This window comes from Trueperaceae bacterium (assembly GCA_031581195.1).
Taxonomy (GTDB): domain Bacteria; phylum Deinococcota; class Deinococci; order Deinococcales; family Trueperaceae; genus SLSQ01.
This window is the reverse complement of sequence record JAVLCF010000004.1, coordinates 1-22703: the sequence shown is the minus strand read 5'-3', so window position 1 is coordinate 22703 and position 22703 is coordinate 1. Positions and strand designations below refer to the sequence as shown.

Below are 22703 nucleotides of genomic sequence, written 5' to 3'. Positions count from 1 at the left end.
CACCGGCCGACCCACCGGCCGACCCGTCGCGCTTGGGGAGGTGCAGCACCAGCACGCCGCTCGCGAGGCGCGCCTGCGCGCCCTCGGGGTCGACGTCGCCGGGCAGCGTCACGGTCCGTTGGAACGGGCCGCGCGGGCGCTCGCCGAACACCAGCTCCCCGTCGCCCTCGCGCTCCCGGACGCCGGCCACGATGACCTCGGCGCCCTGGACGGCGATCTCCAGGTTCTCCTGCGGGACGCCGGGCACGTCCACGAGCAGGTGGTACGCCTCGCCCGCGTCGCGCAACTCCGCGCGCGGCAGCAGCGCGTCGTCGCCCTCGCGGTGCTCGACGAGGCGCTGGATCGAGTCGCGAACCGCGAGCAACTCCTGGAGGTCGCTGGCGGTGCCGTACGTGTCGAGCTCCATGCCGGCAGGATAGCACCGGGGCGTCGGACGGCTGCTACCGTCGTACGGTGCCGACCGCCTCCCGCCCGACCGCCCTGCTGCTCGGCGCGCCGACCGCCAGCGGCAAGAGCGCCGTCGCGCTCCGCCTCGCCGAACGCCACGGGCTGGAGATCGTGGTGGCGGACGCGATGCAGGTGTACCGCGGGCTCGACGTCGGGACGGCGAAACCGAGCGCGGCGGAGCGCGCCCGCGTCCCCCACCACGGGCTCGACCTCGTCGGCCCGCGCGACGCGTTCAGCGTCGCGGCGTGGGTCGCGCACGCCGAGGCGGCGATCCACGACGCCGCGGCGCGCGGCGTCACGTGCCTCGTGGTCGGGGGCACCGGGTTCTACCTCGACGCCCTCGCCGAGGGCCTCCCGACGGTGCCCGCCGCCGACCCGGACGTGCAGGCGCCGTTGTGGGCGCGCGTCGAGGCGGAGGGGATCGAGCCGCTCCTCGCGGAGCTCCGGGCGGTCGCGCCGGAGGATGCCGAGCGGGCGCAACGCAACCCGCGGCGGGTGGTGCGCTCGCTGGAGGTGTGGCGGCGGACCGGCCGCCCGCCGTCGGCGTTCCCGCGGCGGGCGCCGCGCGTGGCGGTGGACCGCACCTGGTTGCGGCCGCCCCTGGCGGCGCTCGAGCCGCGCATCGAGGCGCGAGCCCGCCGCATGCTGGCGGGGGGGTGGCCGCAGGAGGCGGCGGCGTTGGATGCGGCGGCGCTCGCGACGGCGGCGCAGGCGATCGGCTACCGCGAGGCGGCGGCGCTCGCGCGGGGCGAACGCAGCGAAGCGGAGGTGCTGGGGGCGGTCGTGCGGGCGACCCGGCGGTACGCTCGGCGGCAACGCACGTGGTTCACCCGGCACCCGGCGGAGCGGACGTTCGAGGCGATCGCGGAGGACGTCGAGGGCGCCCTCGAGGCGTGGGTCGCGGAGGGGCCGAGCTGAGGGGTCGAGCGGAGGGGTCGGGGGCGGGCGGTCAGTCGCTCGCGCCGTCCTCGCGGTGCCGGCGGCCGGCGAAGACGCCCTTGAGGCGCTCGATCAGCGAGTGGGTTTCGCGCACCTCCTCGCCGACCTCGTCGGCGTACGCCTCGAGGTGCTCGCGGGCGGCGGGGGTGAGGTGCTTGGGAATGACGACCTGGACGGTGACGATCTCGTCCCCGAAGCCGCCGCGCCGGAGGCGGGGCATGCCCTTGCCGCGGAGGCGGACCTCGGTGCCGGGTTGGGTCCCGGCGGGCACCTCGAGGGTGTCGACCCCGTCGAGGGTGGGGACCTCGACCGTCACGCCGAGCGCCGCTTGGGCGGGGCCGACCTGCAGCGCGTAGCGGAGGTCGTCGCCCTCGCGCGTGAAGTGTTCGTGGGGGGCGAGCTCGATGTAGACGTACAGGTCGCCGTCCGGTCCGCCGTCGACGCCGGCGCTGCCCTGGCCGGGGATGCGCAGGCGGTAGCCGCCGTCGATGCCGACGGGCAGCGTCACCTCGACGGTGTCGTGGGAGAGCGTCCGGCCCCGCCCCGAGCAGCCGCTGCACGGGTGCGTGACGACCTGCCCCTCGCCCTGGCAGCGGGGGCAGACCTGCGTCGTCATCATGGTGCCGAGGAGCGACTGCACCTGGCTGCGGACCTGGCCCGCCCCGCCGCAGGTGGGGCAGGCCTCCTTGCCGTCGCTGCCGGGTTCGGCGCGGTCGCCGTGACAGACGTCGCACGCCGCCATGCGTTCGAGCTCGACCTCGAGCGTCGCGCCGTCGCGGGCCTGCTCGAGGGTGACCTCGAGGCGCGCCTCGAGGTCCTCGCCGGGGCGGCCGCGTTGCGGCCGGCCGCCGCCGGCGAAGCCGCCTCCGAACACGGAATTGAAGATGTCGAAGATGTCGCCGCCGCCGGCCCCTCCGCCGAACGGCATGCCGCCGGGTTCGGCGGTGCCGTAGCGGTCGTAGTTGGCGCGTTTCTCGTCGTCGGAGAGGACGGCGTACGCCTCGTTGAGGCTCTTGAACGTCTCCTCCGCGTCGGGGTCGCCGGGGTTGCGGTCGGGGTGGTACTTCAGCGCGAGCTTGCGGTAGGCCGCCTTGATGGCCTTGGTGTCCGCGTCGCGGGCCACGCCGAGGAGGTCGTAGTAGTCGGTCGGCATCGGCCGGCGAGCATACCCGCTCGCCCGGGGCGCCCGTGTCGGGTCGGCCGACGCCGGGACGCGGCGCGCCGGGCGACGGCGGGGGGGACCGTGGGGCATACTGGCGGCATGGAGGACGAGCCCCCGGACCGGGCGGCGACCCCCGCGTGACGTTCGCGGTGGCCATCATCGTGGCGTTGATCCTCGCGAACGGGGTGCTCGCCATGAGCGAGATGGCGTTGGCGGCGTCGCGGCGGAGTCGCCTGGCGCAGCGGGCGGAGGAGGGCGACGCGGGCGCGCGGGCGGCGCTCGCGCTGTTCGACGAACCCAACCGCTTCCTCTCCACGGTGCAGATCGGGATCAGTCTGGTGGGCGTGCTGTCCGGCGCGTTCGGGGGGCGGGCGTTGGCGGGGCCGGCGGCGGCGCGCCTGGAGGCGTGGGGGGTGGCGGCGCCCGTCGCGGAACCGCTGGCGTTCGCGGTCGTCGTGGCGGGGATCACCTTCCTGTCGCTGGTCGTCGGCGAGCTCGCGCCGAAGCGCGTGGCGTTGGCCGCGCCGGAGGCGGTGTCGCGGGTCGTGGCGCGACCGATGCGGGCGGTGTCGCGCCTCGCGGCGCCGGCCGTCGCGTTGTTGTCGTGGTCGACGAACGCGCTCTTGGCGCCGTTCGGGGTGGGGGAGCGCCGGGGCGGGGAGCCGTCGGAGGAGGAGATCAGCGGGATGCTGCAGCAGAGCCACCGGGTGGGGCACATCGGGGGGGCGGAGGTCGAGATGATCGAGAACGTCTTCGACATGGGCGACCGCCGCGTGCGTTCGTTGCTCACGCCCCGGCGGGACGTGAGTTGGATCGATGCCGACGCGCCGTGGGAGGACGTGCGCGATGCGTTGGTGGCCGCGAGTCACGCGCGCCTCCCGGTCGCGCGGGGGGAGCTGGATGCGTTGATCGGGGTCGTGAAGGTGCACGAGATCCTGGATCGGTTGTTGTTGGGCGAGGCGGTCGACGTCGCCGCGCTCGCCGAGCCGGCGCTGGAGGTTCCGGAGAGCCTCGATGCATTGTCGTTGCTGGAGCGCTTCCGGGAGGAGGGGACGCGCTTCGCGGTGGTGCTGGACGAGTACGGCGGGGTGGAGGGGATCGTGACGGCGGGGGACGTCCTGACGGCGTTGCTGGGGGAGTTGGCGGGCGGCTCCAGCGAGGACGCGCCCGACGTCACGCGGTTGGGGGAGGACGCCTACGAGTTGGACGGCACGTTGTACGTCGAGGAGTTGAAGGACCTGCTGGCGATTCCGGCGTTGCCGCGCGAGGAGGACCGGGACTACCGGACGCTCGGGGGGTTGGTGACGACGCTCGCGGGGCGGGTGGCGGAGGTCGGGGACGCGGTGACGGCGTCGGGCTGGCGGTTCGAGGTGGTGGCGGTCGACGGTCCGCGGGTCGACCGGGTCCACGTGCGCCGCGTCGAGCCGGACCCCGCGGACGCGGACGGCGCCGGGGCGCCGAGCGACGAAGGCGACGCGGGGTAACGGGTCAGGGGGCGCGGCGGCGCAGCAGGTAGCGGCCGTGCACGAACCGCTCGGCCCGGTAGCCGCGCGCGACGTAGGCCTCGAAGGTGGTGCGGGTGGCGTCCCGCCAGGCGCTCGCGACCTCGGGGCGTTCGTACAGGTCGCGTGTGAGGTCGAGGGGGGCGGCGACCGCGACGACGTCGGCGTCGAGGTCGAGGACCGGGTCGGTGGGGGCGTCGTCGCCGTCGCGGCCGAGGGCTTCGGCGGCGTCGGCTTCGGCGGCTTCGGGGTCGGTGGGGGCGGCGCCCCCGGCGCGGGCGAGGACGCGTTCGGCTTCGAGGTCCCAGCGCACCAGCAGTCGGTCGCTGGGGAGGGAGCCGGCCAGGACCCCGCCGATGCGGCCGTAGACGTCGCGTTCGTACGCGACGCCGACCGCCCCGAGCGCCTCGAGGTTGAGGCGGGCGGCGGGCGCGCGGAGCGGGTCGAACGTCCAGCGGATCCAGGGAAGGTCCTGCTCGAGGGCCCAGCGCCGTTGGTACCACTTGAGGGCGCGCCCCAGGCCGGTCCCGCGGACCTCGGGCAGGACCCCCATGAGGTGGCTGTGGAGCCCGACGGGGGTGGTGGGGGTCGGGCGGGCGAGAAAGCCGGCGAGGAACCCGACGAGGCGCCCCTGTTGGAGGGCGCCGGCGACGAAGCCGCCGGCGTGCTGGGTGGCCTTGAGGTGCGAGGCGGGCACGAGTTCGCGGTCGTCGACCTGCCAGACGACCTTCACGATCGCTTCGCAGGCGTGGAACTCCTCCATCCCGTCGAGCGACCGGATCTCGGTGGGGCCGGGTCCGTGGCCGGGGGCGGGGCCGTCGGTCGCGGGCGTCGGGTCGGGCGGGGCCATGGCGGAGGCTACCAGGTGCCCCCCCCACCGTGAACCTGAACAAGGTTTGTTCAAGGTTCGTCCGGCTAGGGTCTTGATCACGGCGCAGAGGCGCCGCCCGTTCCGTCCCTGGACCCCAGGAGAGAAGGAGTCTTCATGAAGCACCTGCTGACCGCCACCCTGATCGCCGCCCTCGCCGCCTTCGGCGCCGCCCTGGCCGACGGCCACGGCGACATGCCCGGCACCGTCGTCGACGTCGCCCTCGAGAACGAAGGGTTCGAGACCCTGGTCGCCGCGGTGACCGAAGCCGAGCTCGTCGAGACCCTGTCCGGCGAAGGCCCCTTCACCGTCTTCGCCCCGACCGACGACGCCTTCGCCGCCGCGCTCGAGGCGCTCGACCTGACCGCCGAGGAGCTCCTCGCGAGCGACGATCTCGCTGGCATCCTCACCTACCACGTCGTGCCCGGCAAGCTGATGGCGGAGGACGTCCTGGCCGCCGTCGAAAGCGGCTACGGCAGCGCCGCGGTCGAGACCGTGAACGGTGCCGAGATCGAGGTCACCGTCGAGGACGGCATGGTGATGTTGAACGGCGCCGCCACCGTCGCGGTGACCGACCTCGAGGCCGGCAACGGCGTCGTGCACGTCATCGACGCGGTCATCCTGCCCCCGAGCGAGTAACCGTCCGCCGCGCGCCCCGGCGCGCCCCCCGGAGAACACGCCCCGTCCGAGGACGGGGCGTGTTCCGTGTTCGGCCCGGGCGCCCTAGTGCGTCGCGGCGCCCGAGAACAGGTTGACGACGAGGACACCGGCGACGATGAGGGCGATCCCGATCAGCGCGGGGGCGTCGAGCGCCTGGCGGTAGACGACGACCCCGACGAGGGTGACGAGGACGATGCCCAGCCCGGCCCAGATCGCGTAGGCGACGGCGAGCGGGACCGCGCGGAGGGCGAGGGAGAGCAGGTAGAACGCACCGACGTAGCCGAGGACCGTCGCGATGGACGCCACCGGCCGCGTGAACTGCTGCGAGGCCTGCAGCATCGAGGTGGCGAACACCTCGAGGGCGATGGAGAGCAGCAGCCAGACGTAGGCGAGGGACAACGGGGCCATGATCGACGTCCTTTCTCGCGTCCCGCGGGACGCCGGCGCCGCCGTCAGGCTACCCGCGCCCCCCGGTCCGGCGGCCGGGCGGCAGCGACATGCGGCGCGCCCCGCCGAGCGGCGGGGCGCGCATCCTTCGGACGTGGAGCGCGGGTCAGTCGGCGGCGTCGGCGGCGTCGCCGACGTCGTCGTCGCTCGGGGCGCGCCCGCGCAGCTGCACCTTGGGTTCCTCGAGCTGCCAGCCGGTCGCCGCTTCGACGGTGCGCTTCAGGAAGGTGCCGAGCGGCACGCCGTCGACCGTGGGGGCGGGCACGTCGACGACCTCGCCGGTGTCCTTGTCGATCAGGTGGTAGTGCGGGGAGACGTTGCTGTCGTAGAGCTTCTGGCCCTGCTTGCCCTGGAACTCGCGCACGACCCCCGCCTCGCTCAGGACGTTGAGGTTCAGGTACACCGTCGACAGGCTCAACGCCGTGCCGCGCGCGTGGAGCTCGTGGTGCAGGTCCTCGGCGCTGACGTGGCGGTCCTCCTCGCGGAAGAACGACACGATCGCCGCCCGCGGGCGGCTGTAGCGCAGCCCGTGCGCGCGCAGGTGCGCGCGCACGTCGACCCGGCCGTGCTCGTGAGAGCGGTCGTGCGCAGGGTCGTGCTCGTGATCGTTCGGCCTGCTCGGTGCCATCTCGGGGAACGGTAGCACGCGCCCTCGGACCCCCCACGTATCCGGCGACGCGTGCCCGACGCGGGTCAGAGCAGGTCGGCGACCGCTTCGCGCTCCCCGAGCAACTCGGTCTCGCTGGCCTTCATCCTCGCCGCGACGTCCTCGCCCACGTCGAGGCCCGGAACCACCTCGATGCGCCCCTCGGAGACGGTCACCGGGAACGAGTACGTCAGGCCCTCCGCGACGCCGTACTCGCCGCGGCTGGGGATCGCCATGCTCGTCCAGTCGCCCTCGGGGGTGCCGTGCAGCCAATCGTGCACGTGATCGATCGCCGCCGCGGCGGCGGAGGCGGCGCTGGAGGCGCCGCGCGCCTCGATGATCGCCGCTCCGCGCCTCTGCACCGTCGGAATGAACACGTCGTTCGCCCAGCCGGCGTCGACCCGCTCGGTCGCGGGGGCCCCCGCCACGGTGGCGTGGTGCAGGTCGGGCACCTGGGTGCTGGAGTGGTTCCCCCAGATGATCATGCGGCGCACGTCGGCGACCGGGACGCCGGCCTGCTGCGCCACCTGGCTGAGCGCCCGGTTGTGATCGAGGCGCGTCATGGCGGTGAAGTTCTCGGGCGGCAGGTCGGGGGCGTGGCTGCGGGCGATCAGCGCGTTCGTGTTGGCCGGGTTCCCGACGACGAGCACCTTCACGTCGCGCGACGCGACCTCGTTCAGGGCGGCGCCCTGCGCGGTGAAGATCGCGCCGTTGGCCTCGAGCAGGTCGCGGCGCTCCATGCCGGGCCCGCGCGGGCGGCTGCCGACCAGGAGCGCGACGTCCGCACCCTCGAACGCTTCGCGCGGATCGCTGCTGGACGTGACGCTCGCGAGGAGCGGGAACGCGCCGTCGGCGAGCTCCATCTCGACGCCCTTCACGGCGTCCATCGCGCCGGGGATCTCGAGCAGCTGCAGCGCCACGGGCCGGTCGGGGCCGGCGAGGTCGCCGGCCGCGATCCGGAAGAGCAGGGCGTAGCCGATCTGGCCGGCCGCACCGGTCACCGCAACTCGCATCGGTTCCTTCATGATGCCTCCTGGGGTCCGCGCGGGGCGGACGGGGGAATCCTCGCAGCCGCGCACGCACGGCGCACACGGCCTTTCGGCCGGCGCAGCGTACCACCCCCCGGTCCGGCGCCGCCGCGCCTCCCCGGCGCGGCGTGTTTCACGTGAAACGCGCCCGGGTCAGGCCTGGTAGCCGAGGCGTTCGAGGAGGCGTTCGAGCTCTTCGCGGGAGCGGAAGTGCAGTTCGATGCGGCCCTTCCGGCCGCCCTGCACCCGCACCTTGGTGCCGAGCTGCCGGGCCAGGTCGTCCTCGAGCGCCGCGTAGCGCCCGTCGCTGGCGGAGCGCGGCGTGGCCTCCGACGGGGCGCGCAACGCCTCCGCCTGGCGCACGTTCAGCCCGCGCCGCAGGATCTGCTCGAGCGCCCACCCGCGGTGCGCCTCGGGCTGCGCGAGGATCGCGCGGGCGTGCCCCGCGGAGATGCGCCCCGCGTCGAGCGCCTCGCGGGCCGCGGCGGGCAGCGACAGGAGTCGCAGGGCGTTGGCGACCGCGCTGCGGCTCTTCCCCACCGCCTCGGCGACCGCCGCCTGGTCCATCCCGAACCCCTGCAGGCGTTCGTACGCCTGCGCCTCCTCGAGTGGGCTCAGGTCCTCGCGCTGCAGGTTCTCGGTGATCGCCACCTCGAGGGTCGTGCGGTCGTCGAGGTCGCGCACGACGACCGGCACCGTGCTCAGGCCCGCCCGCGTGGCGGCCCGGAAGCGGCGCTCGCCCGCGACGATCTCGTAGCCGTCCTCCGTCGGGCGCACCAACAGCGGTTGCAGCACCCCCTGCGCCGCGACGGAGGCGGCGAGTTCGGCGACCGCCGCCTCGTCCAGCCGCGCGCGCGGCTGGTAGGGCGACGGCGTCAACCGCTCGAGCGGCACCTGCTTGGCGCCGCCCTCCTCGCCCTTCGGGAGGAGCGCGTCGAGGCCGCGGCCCAACCCCCTAGCCTTGGCGGGCACGGCGGGTCACCTCCTCGGCGAGGGCGCGGTACGCCGCCGCCCCCTGCGATTCGGGGGCGTAGTCGAAGATCGGCGCGCCGTACGACGGCGCCTCCGCGAGCCGCACGTTGCGTGGGATCGTGACGTCGAAGACCTCGTCGCCGAAATGCTGCCGCACGTTCGCCTCCACTTGGCCGGACAACCGCGTCCGGGCGTCCAGCATCGTCAACAGGATGCCGAGGATCCGCAACTCCGGGTGCAGCGACCCCTGCACCCGGCGGATCGTCTCCATCATCGCCGCGATCCCCTCGAGCGCGTAGTACTCGGTCTGCAGCGGCACGATCAACGCGTCGCTGGCGACGAGGGCGTTGAGGGTCAACGCCCCGATCGACGGCGGCGCGTCGATGACGACGAAGTCGTACGTCGGCCGGACCGCCAGGATGACCTTCGACAGGCGCCGGAGGTCCTCGCTCTCGGTGTCGAGCTCCACCGCCGCGCCGGCCAGGTCCGGGGCGGCCGGCAGGACCCACAGGTCGCCGTCCCCCTCCGCCTTCACCGCCGCGCGGCGCGCCGAGACGTTGCCGACGAGGACGTCGTAGACGTGGTGCTCGGGGGCCTCGATACCGACGCCCGACGTGGCGTTCGCCTGCGGGTCGAGGTCGACCAACAGCACCCGGCGGCGCTCGGCGAGCGCCGCGGCGAGGTTCACCGCGGTCGTGGTCTTGCCCACGCCCCCTTTTTGGTTGGTCACGCCTAGGACGGGCACGTCAGCCTCCGCCTCCCCGCACGCGCACGGCCAGGAGGATACCACGGCCCGACGCCGGCCTCTCGGCCACGACCTCGACCGACGCGCCGTCGGCGGCCTCGGCGAGCGCGTCGACCTCCGCGCGCCACGCGTCGCCCTTGCGCGCCATCAGGACGGCGTCGGGCGCCAGGCGGTGGCGCACGAGCGCGTACACGTCGGCGAACGGCGCCACCGCCTGGGCGGTGACGAGGTCGACCGGGGGCCCCGCCGTGCGTCGCACGTCGCCGACGACGACCTGCGCGTCGGCGCCCACCGCGGCGACGGCGAGCCGCAGGAACGTCGCCCGCTTCGCGCGCCGCTCGACGAGCTCGACCGGGAGGTCCTCGACGCTGGCGGCAAGGACGACCCCCGGCAGCCCCACGCCGGACCCCAGGTCCAGCGCCCGGCGCGGGGCGGGGTCGAGGTCGGCGGCGAGGTCGGCGTAGGCCCGGGCGTCGGCCAGGTGGCGGTCGAGATCCGCGAGGCCCGCGGGGGACATCAGGTCCAGGGTGGCGTGGTAGCGCTCGATCTGCGCGCGGTACCGCGCCAGCGCGGCCGCGACGTCAGGCGCCGGCCGGCGTTTCACGTGAAACACGACCCGCGCGTTTGAGGTGGACGAGCAACGCCGTGACGTCGCTGTCGCGCACCCCCTGCAGGCGCTGCGCCGCACCGAGCGTCGGCGGCCGGCCCCGCTCGAGCGTCTCGCGGCCCTCGTTCGAGAGGCTGGGCACGCGATCGAAGGCGACGCCGTCGAGGGATAGGCGCTCGTACCCGGCGCGCGCCTCGAGGTGCTTGCGGCTGCGCTCGATGTAGGCGTCGTAGCCGACGAGGATCTCGACGCGCCGGACCTCGGCCGGCGACAACCCCGCGGGCTCGGCCCCGAAGCGCGCCAGCACCTCGGCGTACGTCGCCCCCGGCCGCCGCAACGCCTTGTGGCCGTCGTCGGGGCCGTCGCGCAACCGCCCGAGGCGTTCGACCTCGGCGTGCACGCGGGCGCTCGACGCCGCCACGGCGCGGGCGCGCGCGTCGCTCTGCAGCCCCCACGCGTGGCCGACCGGCGCGAGGCGCTCGTCGGCGTTGTCCTGCCGGTGCAGGAGGCGGTACTCGTTGCGGCTGGTCAGCATCCGGTACGGCTCGTAGGTCCCCCAGCGGACGAGGTCGTCGAGGAGGACGCCGAGGTACCCCTGGTCCCGGCGCAGGGTGACGGCGTCGGCGCCGGACGCCCACCGCGCGGCGTTGACGCCGGCGATCAGGCCCTGGGCCGCCGCCTCCTCGTAGCCGCTGGTGCCGTTGATCTGCCCCGCGGTGAACAGCCCGGGCGCCCGCTTCGACATGAGCGTCACCTCGAGCTGGCTGGGGTCCAACGCGTCGTACTCGACGGCGTAGGCGTAGCGCTGGATCGCCGCCTGCTCGAACCCCGGGAGCGTCCGCACCATCGCGTCCTGCAGCGCCGGCGGCAACGACGAGGAGAACCCCTGCAGGTACACCTCACTGGTGTGGATCCCGTCCGGCTCGACGAACAGCAGGTGCCGGTCCTTGTCGGCGAACTTGACGACCTTGTCCTCGATCGACGGACAGTAGCGCGGGCCCGTCCCGTCGATCCCCCCGCCGTACATCGGCGACGCGTCGAGGTTCGCGTGGATCAGCGCGTGCGTTTCGGGCGTCGTGCGCGTCAACCAGGTCGGGCTCTCCGCCGCCCGCGGGCCCGGCGTCCCGCTGAACGAGCCGGGGGGGTCGTCGGCCGGCACCTCGTCCAAGACCGAGAAATCGACGCTGTCCGACCGCACGCGGGGGGGCGTGCCGGTCTTGTAGCGCGCCAGGTCGTGCCCGGTCGCGCGGAGGCTGTGCGAGAGGTGGCGGGCCGGCGCCTCCCCCTGGCGTCCCGCCGCCCGGCTCTTGCGGCCGTACCAGACGACGCCGGCCAGGAACGTGCCGGTGGACAGCACCACCGCCCCCGCCTCCACGCGGCGGCCGTCGACCATGCCGACGCCCACGATGCGGCCGTCCTCCACCAGCAGTTCGGCCACCTCGCCGCGGACCATCTCGACGCCGTCGGTGCCGAACACCCGCTCGCGGGCGGCGCTGGCGTAGCCGTCGCGCTCGTTCTGCACGCGGAGCGACTGCACCGCGGGCCCCTTGCTGGCGTTCAGGGTGCGCGCGTGGATGGCGGTCGCATCCGCCAGCTCCCCCATCACGCCACCCAGGGCGTGGATCTCGTACACGAGTTGCGACTTGCCGGGCCCCCCGACCGCCGGGTTGCACGGCATGAGGCCGATGCGGTCGGGCTGCGGCAACGCCATCGCCGTCCGCGCACCCAACCGGGCGGCGGCGACGGCGGCCTCGATTCCGGCGTGGCCCCCTCCGACCACGACGACGTCGTACTTCACGCGGCGTCCCCCTTCCGCGCGACCCGAGGTCGCGCGGCGAGGAGTATAGCGCGCGGGCGGCGCCGCCCGCGTCGGGCGGCGCCGCCCGGCGGGAGGGGCCCGACGATTTGCTAGGATGCTCGTCCACCCGCGCGAAGGGGATGCCCTCGCACCGCGCGGCGAGGCCGCCGACATGACCCAAGAGCACGCGATCTGGGACGACATACTCGAGTACGTGCAGGGGGAGATCCCCAGCGTGGAGTTCCGCACCTGGTTTCAACAGGTCCGGCCGCTCGGCGTGGAGAACGGCGCGTACATGATCGGCGTGCCGCACTCCTTCGCCCGCGACTGGCTCAAGACCCACTACACGCCGGTGCTCGAGACCGCCCTGCGCGACCTGGGCGCCCCGTCGCCGCGCGTCGGCTTCCAGGTCGTCGGCTTCAGCAAGAACGAACAACCCGACATCTTCGCCGGCGACGACGGCGCCGGTTCGCGGGAGACCGCTCCGGCGGCGCCGCCGAAACCCCGCGTCGCGCTGAACCCCAAGTACGTCTTCAGCAACTTCGTCGTGGGCCCCAACAACAACCTCGCGCACGCCGCGGCGCTCGCCGTCGCCGAATCGCCGGGGGAGGCGTACAACCCGCTGTTCCTGTACGGGGAGGCGGGCCTCGGCAAGACGCACCTGATGCACGCCGTCGGGCACGCCGTCCTGGGCCGCTACGACGGCCTCGAGGTGGCGTACGTGACGACCGAGTCGTTCACGAACGACCTGATCACCGCCATTCGCGAGGACCGCATGGTCGCCTTCCGCGACCGGTATCGGTCGATCGACATCCTGCTCGTCGACGACGTCCAGTTCATCGCCGGCAAGGAGCGCACGCAGGAGGAGTTCTTCCACACCTTCAACGCGCTGTACGAGTCCGGCAAACAGCTGATCGTCAGCTCCGACCGGCCGCCCAAGGACATCCCCACCCTCGAGAACCGGCTGCGCAGCCGCTTCGAGTGGGGGTTGATCACCGACATCCAGGCGCCCGACCTCGAGACGCGCATCGCGATCCTGAAGATGAACGCGGAGTACCGCGGCGTGAAGGTCCCCGACGAGGTGATCGACTTCATCGCGCGGCACGCGATCAGCAACATCCGCGAGCTCGAGGGGGCGTTGGTGCGCGTGATCGTCTACGCCAGCATGAACGGCGTGACGATGTCCCGCGAGGTCGCCGCGGAGGCCCTCTCCGACGTCTTCGAAGCCAGCGACGCGACGCCGACGATGGCCGACGTCCTGCGCCTCACCGCCGACCGCTTCGGGGTGGCGGTGTCCGACCTGACCAGCAAGGGCCGTCGCCAGGAGCTGGTGACGCCGCGCCAGGTCGCGATGTACCTCATCCGCGAGACGACGTCGCACTCGCTGCCCGAGATCGGCGCGTTCTTCGGGGGGCGCGACCACTCGACGGTCCTGTACGCGGTCAAGAAGGTGCACGAACGCCTGGAGGCCGAACCGGAGTTGCGCAAAGCGACGGACGACGTGCGCGCCAAACTGGTCTGACGGGGTGCGCTTCCGCCGGTCCGGACCGGCGCGGGCGCCGTCCCGGGCGGACGCGTTGTCCACAACGAACGCGCCGTTCTCCACAGTCGGTCGCGGCGGCGTGCGCGGGCCTCGCGCGGATCGCCGTTCCCCCGCGCCGCGACCGGCACGGCGCGGGCGTACCGGCGAACCCCGACACGCCGAACCACGGATTTCGTGCGTCCCACACGGCGTTTCGGGCGTTCCTGTGGAGGGACCTGTGGAGGACGTGTGGACAAGGTGTGGACGCCCCTGTCGACATCGAGGGGTCCCACGCGCCTGTGAACGCGTGTGCACAACTCGGGCGGTTGTCCACAGCGAACGCGGGATTCTCCCCACCGCTCTCCCCAGGCCGAACGTCGCAGGGGACGGCCCCCTGTGGGATTTTCCACACGCTCCACAGGCCCTACGACGGTAGAGGGATCCCTTACTCGAGAAAAAAGGGGTACCCCCACGTCGGTCCTTCGGATCCAGGTCGAACCGAACGGTTCTCGAACCGGAGGTGGGCGGGGCCGTCATGCGATAGCATGCGGCAACCTTCGTACCCCTGGGAGACGTCCACATGAACGTCCAAGTCGCCACGAAACGCCTCGCCGATGCGCTGAACCACGTCGAACGCATCGTGCCTACCCGCAACGCCACCCCCGGCACCAACCTGCTTCGCATCGACCTCACGCCGGAATCGGTGGTCCTGAGCGGCACGAACCTCGATCTCGACGTCGAAGCGACCCTGCCCGCCGACGTGCGCGGCGACGGCACCTTCGCCCTCCCCGCCCACGTCTTCGCGCAGGTCGTGCGCGCGGTCCCCGGCGACGAGGTCACCCTCGAAGCGACCGACGGCGAACTCTCGATCACGAGCGGCGACTTCGCGACCCGCCTCCAACTCGTCGACCCCGACAACGCCCCCCGCCCGACGTTCCCCGACGCCTACCCCGGCACCCTCCCGGCGAAGGCGCTCGCGACCGCCCTCGGCCGCGTCCGCTACGCCGCCGCCGTCGCGGAGTACCAAGCGATCTTCCGCGGTGTGAAGCTCGAACTCGGGGACGCCACGGTCCGCGCCATCGCCACCGACGGCTTCCGCCTCGCCTACGCCGACGTGCCCGAAGCGAGCGGCGTTCAAGGGGAACCGATCGTGCCTGCGCGCAGCGTCGACGAACTCGCGAAGGTCCTGAACGACGGCGACGTCGACCTCGCCGTGGACGACACGCAGTTCGCGATCCGCACCGACACCGTCCGCATGAGCGCGAAATTGATGGAAGGCACCTTCCCCGACTACAAGCGCGTCATTCCCGACGCCTTCCCCGTCACCCTCACGCTCGAAGCGGCCGACCTGCGCGACGCCGTGAACCGCGTCGCCGTGATGGCCGACAAGACCGCCAACAACCGCGTCGACCTGTTCGTCAAGGACGGCACCCTGCAGATCACCGCCGAAGGCGCGTACGGGCGTGCACAGGAGGCGGTCCGCGTCGAGCAGGCCGGCAGCGACCCGGAGATGGCGCTGGCGTACAACGCCAAGTACCTCACCGACGCCCTCGCCCCCCTCGACGGCGCCCTCCGCCTGGACCTGTCCGGCGCCACCAGCCCCAGCGTGTTGAGCGACCCGAGCGACGCGACCTACCTCGCGATGGTCGTCCCGCTGCGAACCGGCTGACCCCTGCGCGAACCCGACGCCGCGGCCCCTCCGGCCGCCGCGGCGGTAGGATGACCCGCGTCGGCCCCGAGGCCACCCCGCGCACCGCTGCCCGGGGACGCGCCCGGCCCGACGCGGGACGCGCAGGCGCGGGTGCACCCCGCGCGGCGTCCGACTCCACCACGCCCGACCCGGGAGGCACCATGACCATCATCGAAGACGTGCGAGCGCTGGAACTCCTCGACTCGCGCGGCAACCCCACCGTCGCCGCCACGGTCCACCTCGTCGGCGGCGTCAGCGCCCGCGCCGCGGTGCCGTCGGGCGCCTCGACGGGGCAACACGAAGCGGTCGAGCTCCGCGACGGCGGCGACCGCTACCTCGGCAAGGGCGTCCAGCAGGCGGTCCGCAACGTCGAGGAACGCATCGCGCCGGAGATCATCGGCTTCGACGCCCTCGACCAGGCCGGCCTGGACGCGCACCTGCGCGCCCTCGACGGCACCCCGAACAAGAGCGAGCTCGGGGCCAACGCCCTCCTCGCCGTGTCGCTCGCCGCGGCCCGCGCCGTCGCGTCGACCCTCGAGATGCCGCTCTACCGGTACCTCGGAGGCGTCGGGAGCGTCACCCTCCCGGTCCCGATGATGAACGTCATCAACGGCGGCGAGCACGCCGACAACAACGTCGACATGCAGGAGTTCATGCTCGCCCCCGTCGGCTTCGAACGCTTCTCCGACGCGCTTCGCGCCGGAGTGGAGACCTTCCACCACCTCAAGAAGGTCCTCGCCGGGCGCGGGTACGCCACCGCCGTCGGCGACGAGGGCGGGTTCGCCCCGAACCTCACCGGCAACGAGGAGGCCATCGAGGTGATCCTCGAAGCGATCCAGGCCGCCGGGTACCAGCCGGGCGAACAGATCGCGATCGGTCTCGACCCCGCCAGCACCGAGTTCCACGCCGACGGGGCCTACCACCTGGCCTCCGAGAACGCCACGCTGTCCCCGCAGGAGATGATCGACTACTGGGCGGACTGGGTGAAGCGCCACCCGATCATCTCGATCGAGGACGGCCTCGCCGAGGACGACTGGGCGAACTGGGCGACCCTGACCTCCACCGTGGGCGCCACCACCCAACTCGTCGGCGACGACCTGTTCGTGACGAACACCGAACGCCTCGCGCGCGGCATCCGCGAAGGGGTCGGCAACGCCATCCTCGTCAAGGTCAACCAGATCGGGACGCTCAGCGAATCGATGGCCGCCATCGATCTCGCCCTGCGCAACGGCTACGGCGCCATGATCAGCCACCGGTCGGGGGAGACCGAGGACGCCTTCATCGCCGACCTCGCCGTCGCCGTCAACGCCGGACAGATCAAGACCGGCTCCGCGTCGCGCAGCGACCGCCTCGCGAAGTACAACCGCCTCCTCGAGATCGAAGCGGAGCTCGGCGACGACGCCCGCTTCCTCGGCCGCGAGGCGTTCGCACGGTGAAGCAGGCCCGCCGCACCAAGATCGTCGCCACCCTCGGGCCCGCCACGAGCGACGAGGCGCGCATCGAAGCGCTCGTCGCGGCCGGCGTCGACCTGTTCCGCCTCAACTTCTCGCACGGCCGGCACGAGGTGCACGAAGCGAACGTCGAACGCATCCGCACCGTCGCCCAGCGCGCCGGCCGCGCCGTCGGCATCCTCCAGGACCTGCAGGGCCCCAAGATCCGCGTCGCGACGTTCGCCGAGGGCGCCGTCGAGCTCGTGGAGGGCGCCCCCTTCGTCCTCGATTGCGCCGACGACACCCCCGGTGACGCCACCCGGGTCGGGGTGACCTACCCGGGCCTGTGCGCCGACGTCGCGGCGGGCGACGTCCTGCTGCTCGACGACGGCCGTCTCGCGCTCGAGGTGGAACGCACCGGCGACGCGCAGGTCCACGCCCGCGTGACGCTCGGGGGGACCCTGTCCAACAACAAGGGCATCAACATCCCCGGCGCCGACCTCTCCACCCCCGCCCTGACCGACAAGGACGTCGAGGACCTGGAGTTCGGCGTGACGTTGGGCGTCGATTGGGTCGCCATGAGTTTCGTCCGCAGCCGCGAGGACCTGCTCCTCGGACGGCACTACCTCGCCCGCGCGGGGTCCGAAGCGAACCTCATGGCGAAGATCGAGAAACCCAGCGCCGTCGAACGCTTCCAGGAGATCCTGCGCGAGGTGGACGGCGTCATGGTGGCGCGCGGCGACCTCGGCGTGGAGCTCGCGCCCGAACGCGTCCCCCAAGTCCAGAAGCGCCTGATCCGCGAGAGCATCGAGGCCGGCAAACCGGTCGTCACCGCCACGCAGATGCTCGAATCCATGATCCACGCCCCCACCCCCACCCGCGCCGAAGCTTCCGACGTCGCCAACGCCATCTACGACGGGACCGACGCCATCATGCTGTCGGGGGAGACCGCCGTCGGGGACTACCCGGTGGAGGCGGTCGAGATGATGGACCGCATCGCCCGCACCGTCGAGCACGACGCGGGCTACAAGGCCGCCATCCGCGAGCACGTCCCCGCACCCGACGACACGACGGCGGACGCCGTGTCGCACGGCGCCTGCGAAATGGCGCACAGCCTGTCGGCCGGCCTGATCGTCAGCTTCACGGCCAGCGGCACGACCGCCTCCCGCGTCTCGCGCAACCGCCCCTACGCCCCGATCCTCGCGATCACGCCCAGCGAGCGGTCCTACCGCCAGCTGGCGGTCTCGTGGGGCGTCGTGCCGTTCTTCGGGGCCGACATCGGCTCGACCGACGACATGGTCGACACGTCGATCGCCGCCATTCGCGACAGCGACCTGCTCGAGCCCGGCGAGCGGTTCGTCATCACGGCCGGCGTCCCCTTCGGGACGCGCGGCTCGACGAACCTCATTCGCGTCGAACGCTTCCGCTGACCCCGACCCCCGGCGACGCCGGGGGGCGCACGAAACGGCGCGCGGACCGACCGGCCGAAGGCCGGGATCCGCGCGCCGCGTGCGTCGTGCCGGGACTCAGGCGTCCGCGACGACCACGACCCGGAGGTCGATGTCGACCTCCGGGTGCGGCCGGTAGGGCACCTCGTGCTCACCAACGGTCTTGATCGGTTCGCCGAGCTCGATCTTGCGGCGGTCGACCTCGACGTCGTACGCCGTCTTGAGCGCTTCGGCGATGTCCTTGTTGCCGACCGAGCCGTAGATGCGCTCCTCGCCGGCCTTGACGCGGATCTCCACCGCGGCGTCGGCCAGCATCTCCTTGAGGCGTTCGGCGTCGGCCTTGCGTTCGGACAACTGCCGCGCGCGCTGCGCCAACCGCGCCTGGAGTTCCGCGCGGTTCGCGTTCGTCGCGGGCAACGCCAGGCCCTGCGGCACCAGCCAGTTGCGGGCGTAGCCGGGCTTGACGGTGACGACGTCCCCCGCCTCGCCGAGGTTCGTCACCGGCTCCAGCAGGATCACGTTCACTTGCGCACCAACTTCTCGCTGATCGGCACCAGCGCCAGCATCCGGGCGCGCTTTACCGTCGTCGCCAGGCGACGCTGGTGCTTGGCGCACACGCCCGACCGGCGGCGCGGCAGGATCTTCGCGGTATCGCTGATGAAGCGCCGAACCATCCGCGTGTCGTGGTACGCGGTGATCTCGAGCTCACCCGTACAGAACGGGCATACCTTGGGTCTGCGGCCGCGGCGGCCGCCTCCGCGGCCGCGGCGGGAGCCGCCTCTCGCTTCGCGTGGCATCAGAAGGGCAAATCCTCCTCAGGTGGGAATTCGTCGTCGATGTCGAGCCGGCCACCCTCATTCGCCTGGGCGCCGCGGGCGTCGCCCCCCGAGTCGGGGGTCGGCGACGGTCCGCGGCGGGTCCCGGATCCACCACCTCCGGGACCGCGGGTGAGGAACTCCACGCGCGACCCTTCGATCCGCGTCGTGAAGCGCCGGTTTCCGTCACGGTCCGTCCACGAGTCGTTCACCAGGCGACCCACCGCATACACGGGAGCCCCCTTGGCGAGATCGGCACACCCCTCGGCGAGTTCGCGCCAGACGTTGACGTCCACGTAGTGGGTCCGTTCCTGGTCTTCGCCTTTGCGGTCGCGGTAGCGCTCGTTGACCGCCACGCTGAACCGCGTGACCGCCGCGCCCGAAGGCGTGTAGCGCAACTCCGCGTCGCGGGTGAGGTTGCCGATGATCGAGACCTCGTTCAGGGCGTCGCGCAGGCGCTGTTGGCCGCGAGCGTCGGAGACGGTCGTCTCCCCCCGCCGCGGGCCGAACGTCAGCCCCTCCACGCGCGTCGCCACGACGTCGAGCGCCGAGCGTTTCTGGCCCTCCTGGCTCTCCCAGGAGCGGTAGTCCAGCCGGCCTTCGACGAACACGGGGTCGCCTGCGTGAAGTTGGTCGGCGAGCATCTCGGCCTGGTTCCCGAACACCGTCGCCCGGTGGTACCAGGCCAGTTCGCGTTCCTTGCCGTCGTCGCCGATCACGTGGTCGTTGCCGGCCAGGTTCAGCTCGAGGATCGCCAACCCACCCGGGGTGTAGCGCATCTCCGGCTCCTGCACCAGCGTTCCGGCCATCATCACGTGGTTCAGTCCTCGTGCCATGGTCTCCTCGTTCGAACCGTTCGTTCGAGGCGTCGGCGCGGCGCGCCGACGCGTCCGACCCGCCTCAGTCGGCCGCGGTGGCGGCCTCGCTCGGGGTGTCGGGCTTCTTCAGCGTGCGCCATTCGGGGCGGTCGCGAACGACCAGAACCCGCATGACGTTGTCGCGCTGCCGGAGCGACCCCTCGATGGTCTTGGGGGTGTCCAGCGGCAACGTCACCTTGTAGATCAGGTAGTAGCCTTCGTTCAGTTTCCGGATCGGGTAGGCCAAGCGTTGCGTGCCCCACTCGTCCAGCTCCACGACCTCGCCCTCGGCCTTGTCGAGCTGCGCCTGAATCGCATCCTTCTCCGTCTGGAGCTGTGCGTCGGACAGCCCCGGCGTGAGGATCACGTTGAGGTCGTACTGCGCGGTCTTCGTCATGTCTCACCTCCTCTCGTCCCTGCGTCGCCCGGCGCGGCGTGCCGGGGCACGACGCGCATCGCCGTCAGGGACGTCGTTCCCTGGCGGGGGCGGCCGCGCGCACGCGGCAAGTGCGTACCCTACCACGAAACCCGCGTCCAGGACACGTCTTCCCCGGGTGCGGCGGGGGCGGGGAGGGCCGCGAGGCGCCGCGCCGCCCGGAGCTCCACCTCCCGCGCCCGCCAGGCCGCGCGCCCGAGGGCGCGTTCGGCGTCGGCCCATGTCCCGTCCCACGGGCCGGCCCGCCTCGCGGCCACGGCGCGCGCCCGTTCGAACGCCTCGCGTCCCGCCGCCGCCTCCGCCGCCGCGAGCGCCTCGGCGCGGGCGGCCTGCGCCCGCGCGACCTCCGCCCGCGCGACCGCCGTGCCGGCGGCGGGGGCCGCGCGCACGTCGACCGACAGGTGCGGTGCGTCCCCCTCCCAGCCGAGGGTGGCGGTCCCGGCCGCCGGCCAGCCCGGCGGGGCGCCCACGTCGACCGCGATGCGCGCCGTCGCCCCCCAGGACCCGCTCGAGCGGGCGACGCCGACGCCGCCCCGCGCCGTGACGGTCGGCCGGGCCGCGACCGCTTCGGCGTCGGCGAGGGCGCGTTCCGCGCTGCGGAGCGCGGCGTCCGCCCGCCGCACGGCCGGGGTCCGCGCCGGATCGGCCGGAGCCGCGTGCGCAGCGAACCACGCCCGCCAGGCGTCCTCGGGGAGGGCCGGCAGCGCCGAACGCCCCAGCTCCGCCGCCAGCGTCGCGGCGCCGTGCCGCGCGTCGAAGCGCACCTGCGCGCGCGCCTCGAGCAGGCGTGCACGCACGTCGGCCGCCGCGGGGTCCGCCGGAGGCGGGAGCGCCGCGAGGGTGTCGAGGAGGGCGAGCTGACGGCGGGCGGCGTCGACGTGCGCCCACCGCACGAGGACCTCCTCGACCGCCGCGCGCGTCGCCAGGTCGCGGTCCAACCGCCAGCGGTCGCGTCGGTCGGCGTCCGCGTTCGCGTCGCGCTCCGCGGCGGGATCGAGCCAAGCGACGCGAATCCCGACGTCGAGCGAGGCGGTGCCGGTCGCGGGGCGCCAGGACAGCGACCCCTCCGGCGCGACCCGCCCGCCGCTGCGGGCGGCGTCCGCCTCGAGACGGACGCGGGCGAGGGCGACCTCGGGGTCGGCGGCGGCGCGGGTCGCGGCGTCGAGCGCCGCGTCGCGGACCGCGGCCGGGAGGGGCGCGAGGAGCGCCTCGAGGGTGCTTGGGGTGGGGCCGTCCTGGGCCCGCCCGGCGGGCCCGGCGAGGAGGGCCAGGGCGAGCGCGAGCAGGACCAGGGTGGCGCGGCGGACGGCGGTCACGGCAAGGGGCTCCGCACGACCGGACCGGGCAGGTACTGCCGGAACGTCGCGCCGTCCGGCGTGGCGCTCTCGAGGCGGACGTCGACGCGGACCGCGTCGCCCGCCTGCGCCGCGGGCAGCGCCGCGGTCGGCAACGCCAGCGTCACGCCGGCGCCCGGCGGGACGCGGACGGGGAGGGCGGCGTCGGAGGGAGGGCCGTCGCCGGGCTCGAGGGCGGTGAGGTGGCGGCGGACCCGCTCGACGACGGCGTCGAACCCGCCGGGGTCGAGGGCGCCGCCGCTGGGTTCGACGATCCAGGGGGAGGTGGCGTCCGCGCCCGGACCGAGGTCGGCGGCGTGGATCGTCACCGGCCGGGCGCCGTCGTTGCGGAGGTGCCACGCCCCGAGCAGCGGGCCGGTTCCGCGGTGGGTGCGTGCGACGGACCGGAGCGGTGGCGCCGGCGAGCCGTCGTCGGGGCGGACCACGAGCCGACCGATGGGCACCGTCCGGGCGTCGCCGTCGCCGTCGACGAGCACCAGGTGCGTGGCCGTGGCCGGCGCGCCGCCGCGCAAGCGGACGGCGACCCGGAGACGGTCGTCGTGCACGTCGAACCAGGGGACCGACAGGGCGCCTGCGCCGGGGAGGCCGACGGCGTCGACCCAGCGCAGGTCGCCGCCGCCGCCGGGGTGGAACGTCACGACGTCGGCCTCCCGGACCGAGACGTAGCCGGGGGCGAGGACGGGCGCGTCGGCGAGGCCGACGCCGTTCGCGGCGAGGGCGGCGAGGGCCGCCCCGGCGCGCGCGAGGCGCGCCGGGTGGGGGCGGCGTTCGGGGCGGGGAAGGAGGGGTCGCACGGCGGCCTCAGCGGAGCGCGCGGGTGACGTACCCGAGGCGCGTCAACGAGGCGGTGTAGGGACCCGAGCGGCGCTCGAGGAGGGTGCGGCTCCCGTCGGCGCGGTCCTGGTACTTCGCGCCGGAGACGCGGTAGCGCGTCGTTTCCTGGCGCTGGTAGATCTTCAGCGCGTGCCACGGCTGGACGGTCTTCGTGAGGGTCCGGGTGACGGTCCGGTCGACCTCCCCGCCGATCGCGGCGGTGAAGTGGTCGGCGAACCCGCCCGAGAAGCCGACGTCGCGGACGGTGCGGTGGCGGTAGCTGAAGCGGTGCGTGAGGGGCGTGCCGTCGTAGTTCGTGACGTAGTCGATGAGGGTCGCCACGCCGGGGTCGACGCTGCGGCGGACCTGGTCGGTCGTCACCCAGTAGGGCCGACCGACGGGGTCGTCGCTCTGGTCGCGGCCGCCCCCTCCGCCGCCCCCGCCGCTGCTGCAGCCGGCGCCGCAGCCGCCGGCGAACGTCGCGTGCGCGTCCGACGGGGGGAGGGGCGTCGCGCC

24 protein-coding genes are annotated in these 22703 nt (G+C 73.7%); 7 read left to right on the top strand and 17 right to left on the bottom strand.

What is annotated here, in order from left to right:
- On the bottom strand, positions 1-406 hold a 406-nt coding region (locus RI554_00885), incomplete at its 3' end, for an Hsp20/alpha crystallin family protein (GenBank protein ID MDR9390565.1).
- Positions 407-453: 47 nt separating this feature from the next.
- Between RI554_00885 and miaA the strand changes: the two genes are divergently transcribed.
- Complete coding sequence (gene miaA, locus RI554_00880; GenBank protein MDR9390564.1) at positions 454-1365, top strand: tRNA (adenosine(37)-N6)-dimethylallyltransferase MiaA; 912 nt, start codon at positions 454-456, stop codon at positions 1363-1365.
- Between the two features lie 31 nt (positions 1366-1396).
- Here the strand turns inward: miaA and dnaJ are convergent, their stop codons facing one another.
- A complete protein-coding gene (gene dnaJ / locus RI554_00875; GenBank protein ID MDR9390563.1) occupies positions 1397-2539 on the bottom strand; it encodes a molecular chaperone DnaJ in 1143 nt (380 codons plus the stop codon).
- Positions 2540-2685: 146 nt separating this feature from the next.
- Between dnaJ and RI554_00870 the strand changes: the two genes are divergently transcribed.
- Positions 2686-4032 (top strand): hemolysin family protein, encoded by a 1347-nt coding sequence (locus RI554_00870; GenBank protein MDR9390562.1) that lies wholly within the window; start codon positions 2686-2688, stop codon positions 4030-4032.
- A gap of 4 nt (positions 4033-4036) precedes the next feature.
- On the opposite strand, the gene RI554_00865 is transcribed toward RI554_00870, so the two are convergent.
- Positions 4037-4900 (bottom strand): GNAT family N-acetyltransferase, encoded by an 864-nt coding sequence (locus tag RI554_00865; protein ID MDR9390561.1) that lies wholly within the window; start codon positions 4898-4900, stop codon positions 4037-4039.
- A gap of 135 nt (positions 4901-5035) precedes the next feature.
- Here RI554_00865 and RI554_00860 point away from each other — a divergent pair, with 135 nt between their 5' ends.
- Positions 5036-5557, top strand: coding sequence for a fasciclin domain-containing protein (locus tag RI554_00860; protein MDR9390560.1), 522 nt, complete (start codon positions 5036-5038; stop codon positions 5555-5557).
- Between the two features lie 84 nt (positions 5558-5641).
- On the opposite strand, the gene RI554_00855 is transcribed toward RI554_00860, so the two are convergent.
- From RI554_00855 to mnmG, 7 genes are all read right to left on the bottom strand, one after another.
- Complete coding sequence (locus tag RI554_00855) at positions 5642-5986, bottom strand: multidrug efflux SMR transporter (GenBank protein ID MDR9390559.1); 345 nt, start codon at positions 5984-5986, stop codon at positions 5642-5644.
- A gap of 145 nt (positions 5987-6131) precedes the next feature.
- Complete coding sequence (locus RI554_00850; GenBank protein MDR9390558.1) at positions 6132-6653, bottom strand: Fur family transcriptional regulator; 522 nt, start codon at positions 6651-6653, stop codon at positions 6132-6134.
- A gap of 65 nt (positions 6654-6718) precedes the next feature.
- A complete protein-coding gene (locus RI554_00845) occupies positions 6719-7696 on the bottom strand; it encodes a malate dehydrogenase (protein MDR9390557.1) in 978 nt (325 codons plus the stop codon).
- A 156-nt stretch (positions 7697-7852) separates the two neighbouring features.
- Positions 7853-8671 (bottom strand): ParB/RepB/Spo0J family partition protein, encoded by an 819-nt coding sequence (locus RI554_00840; protein ID MDR9390556.1) that lies wholly within the window; start codon positions 8669-8671, stop codon positions 7853-7855.
- On the bottom strand, positions 8655-9401 hold the full coding sequence (locus tag RI554_00835) for a ParA family protein (protein ID MDR9390555.1): 747 nt from the start codon (positions 9399-9401) through the stop codon (positions 8655-8657). Before RI554_00835 ends, RI554_00840 begins: the two co-directional genes overlap by 17 nt.
- Positions 9402-9417: 16 nt before the next feature.
- Positions 9418-10029, bottom strand: coding sequence for an RsmG family class I SAM-dependent methyltransferase (locus RI554_00830; protein MDR9390554.1), 612 nt, complete (start codon positions 10027-10029; stop codon positions 9418-9420).
- Complete coding sequence (gene mnmG, locus RI554_00825; GenBank protein ID MDR9390553.1) at positions 9998-11821, bottom strand: tRNA uridine-5-carboxymethylaminomethyl(34) synthesis enzyme MnmG; 1824 nt, start codon at positions 11819-11821, stop codon at positions 9998-10000. The genes RI554_00830 and mnmG overlap by 32 nt, the downstream gene beginning before the upstream one ends.
- 172 nt (positions 11822-11993) lie before the next feature.
- On the opposite strand from mnmG, the gene dnaA reads away from it, so the two are divergent.
- From dnaA to pyk, 4 genes are all read left to right on the top strand, one after another.
- The gene (gene dnaA / locus RI554_00820; protein MDR9390552.1) at positions 11994-13343 is read left to right on the top strand and encodes a chromosomal replication initiator protein DnaA; all 1350 of its coding nucleotides are present in this window, start codon (positions 11994-11996) and stop codon (positions 13341-13343) included.
- Positions 13344-13923: 580 nt separating this feature from the next.
- A complete protein-coding gene (gene dnaN, locus RI554_00815; GenBank protein MDR9390551.1) occupies positions 13924-15012 on the top strand; it encodes a DNA polymerase III subunit beta in 1089 nt (362 codons plus the stop codon).
- Between the two features lie 182 nt (positions 15013-15194).
- Positions 15195-16469 carry a phosphopyruvate hydratase gene (gene eno / locus RI554_00810; protein ID MDR9390550.1) on the top strand — a complete coding sequence of 425 codons (1275 nt, stop codon included), beginning with the start codon at positions 15195-15197 and terminating at the stop codon, positions 16467-16469.
- On the top strand, positions 16466-17893 hold the full coding sequence (gene pyk, locus RI554_00805; GenBank protein ID MDR9390549.1) for a pyruvate kinase: 1428 nt from the start codon (positions 16466-16468) through the stop codon (positions 17891-17893). The genes eno and pyk overlap by 4 nt, the downstream gene beginning before the upstream one ends.
- Positions 17894-17989: 96 nt before the next feature.
- Here the strand turns inward: pyk and rplI are convergent, their stop codons facing one another.
- The 7 genes from rplI to RI554_00770 form a co-directional block, all read right to left on the bottom strand.
- Positions 17990-18436, bottom strand: a complete 447-nt coding sequence (gene rplI / locus RI554_00800) for a 50S ribosomal protein L9 (GenBank protein ID MDR9390548.1) — start codon at positions 18434-18436, stop codon at positions 17990-17992.
- Entirely contained in the window at positions 18433-18708 is a 276-nt protein-coding gene (rpsR, locus tag RI554_00795; protein ID MDR9390547.1) for a 30S ribosomal protein S18, read from the bottom strand. Before rpsR ends, rplI begins: the two co-directional genes overlap by 4 nt.
- A complete protein-coding gene (gene ssb / locus RI554_00790; protein ID MDR9390546.1) occupies positions 18708-19562 on the bottom strand; it encodes a single-stranded DNA-binding protein in 855 nt (284 codons plus the stop codon). Before ssb ends, rpsR begins: the two co-directional genes overlap by 1 nt.
- 64 nt (positions 19563-19626) lie before the next feature.
- Complete coding sequence (gene rpsF / locus RI554_00785; protein MDR9390545.1) at positions 19627-19980, bottom strand: 30S ribosomal protein S6; 354 nt, start codon at positions 19978-19980, stop codon at positions 19627-19629.
- A gap of 119 nt (positions 19981-20099) precedes the next feature.
- Positions 20100-21335 (bottom strand): hypothetical protein, encoded by a 1236-nt coding sequence (locus tag RI554_00780; GenBank protein ID MDR9390544.1) that lies wholly within the window; start codon positions 21333-21335, stop codon positions 20100-20102.
- Positions 21332-22168: a hypothetical protein gene (locus tag RI554_00775; protein ID MDR9390543.1), complete on the bottom strand. Its 837-nt coding sequence runs from the start codon at positions 22166-22168 to the stop codon at positions 21332-21334. The genes RI554_00780 and RI554_00775 overlap by 4 nt, the downstream gene beginning before the upstream one ends.
- 7 nt (positions 22169-22175) lie before the next feature.
- On the bottom strand, positions 22176-22703 hold a 528-nt coding region (locus RI554_00770; GenBank protein ID MDR9390542.1), incomplete at its 5' end, for a hypothetical protein.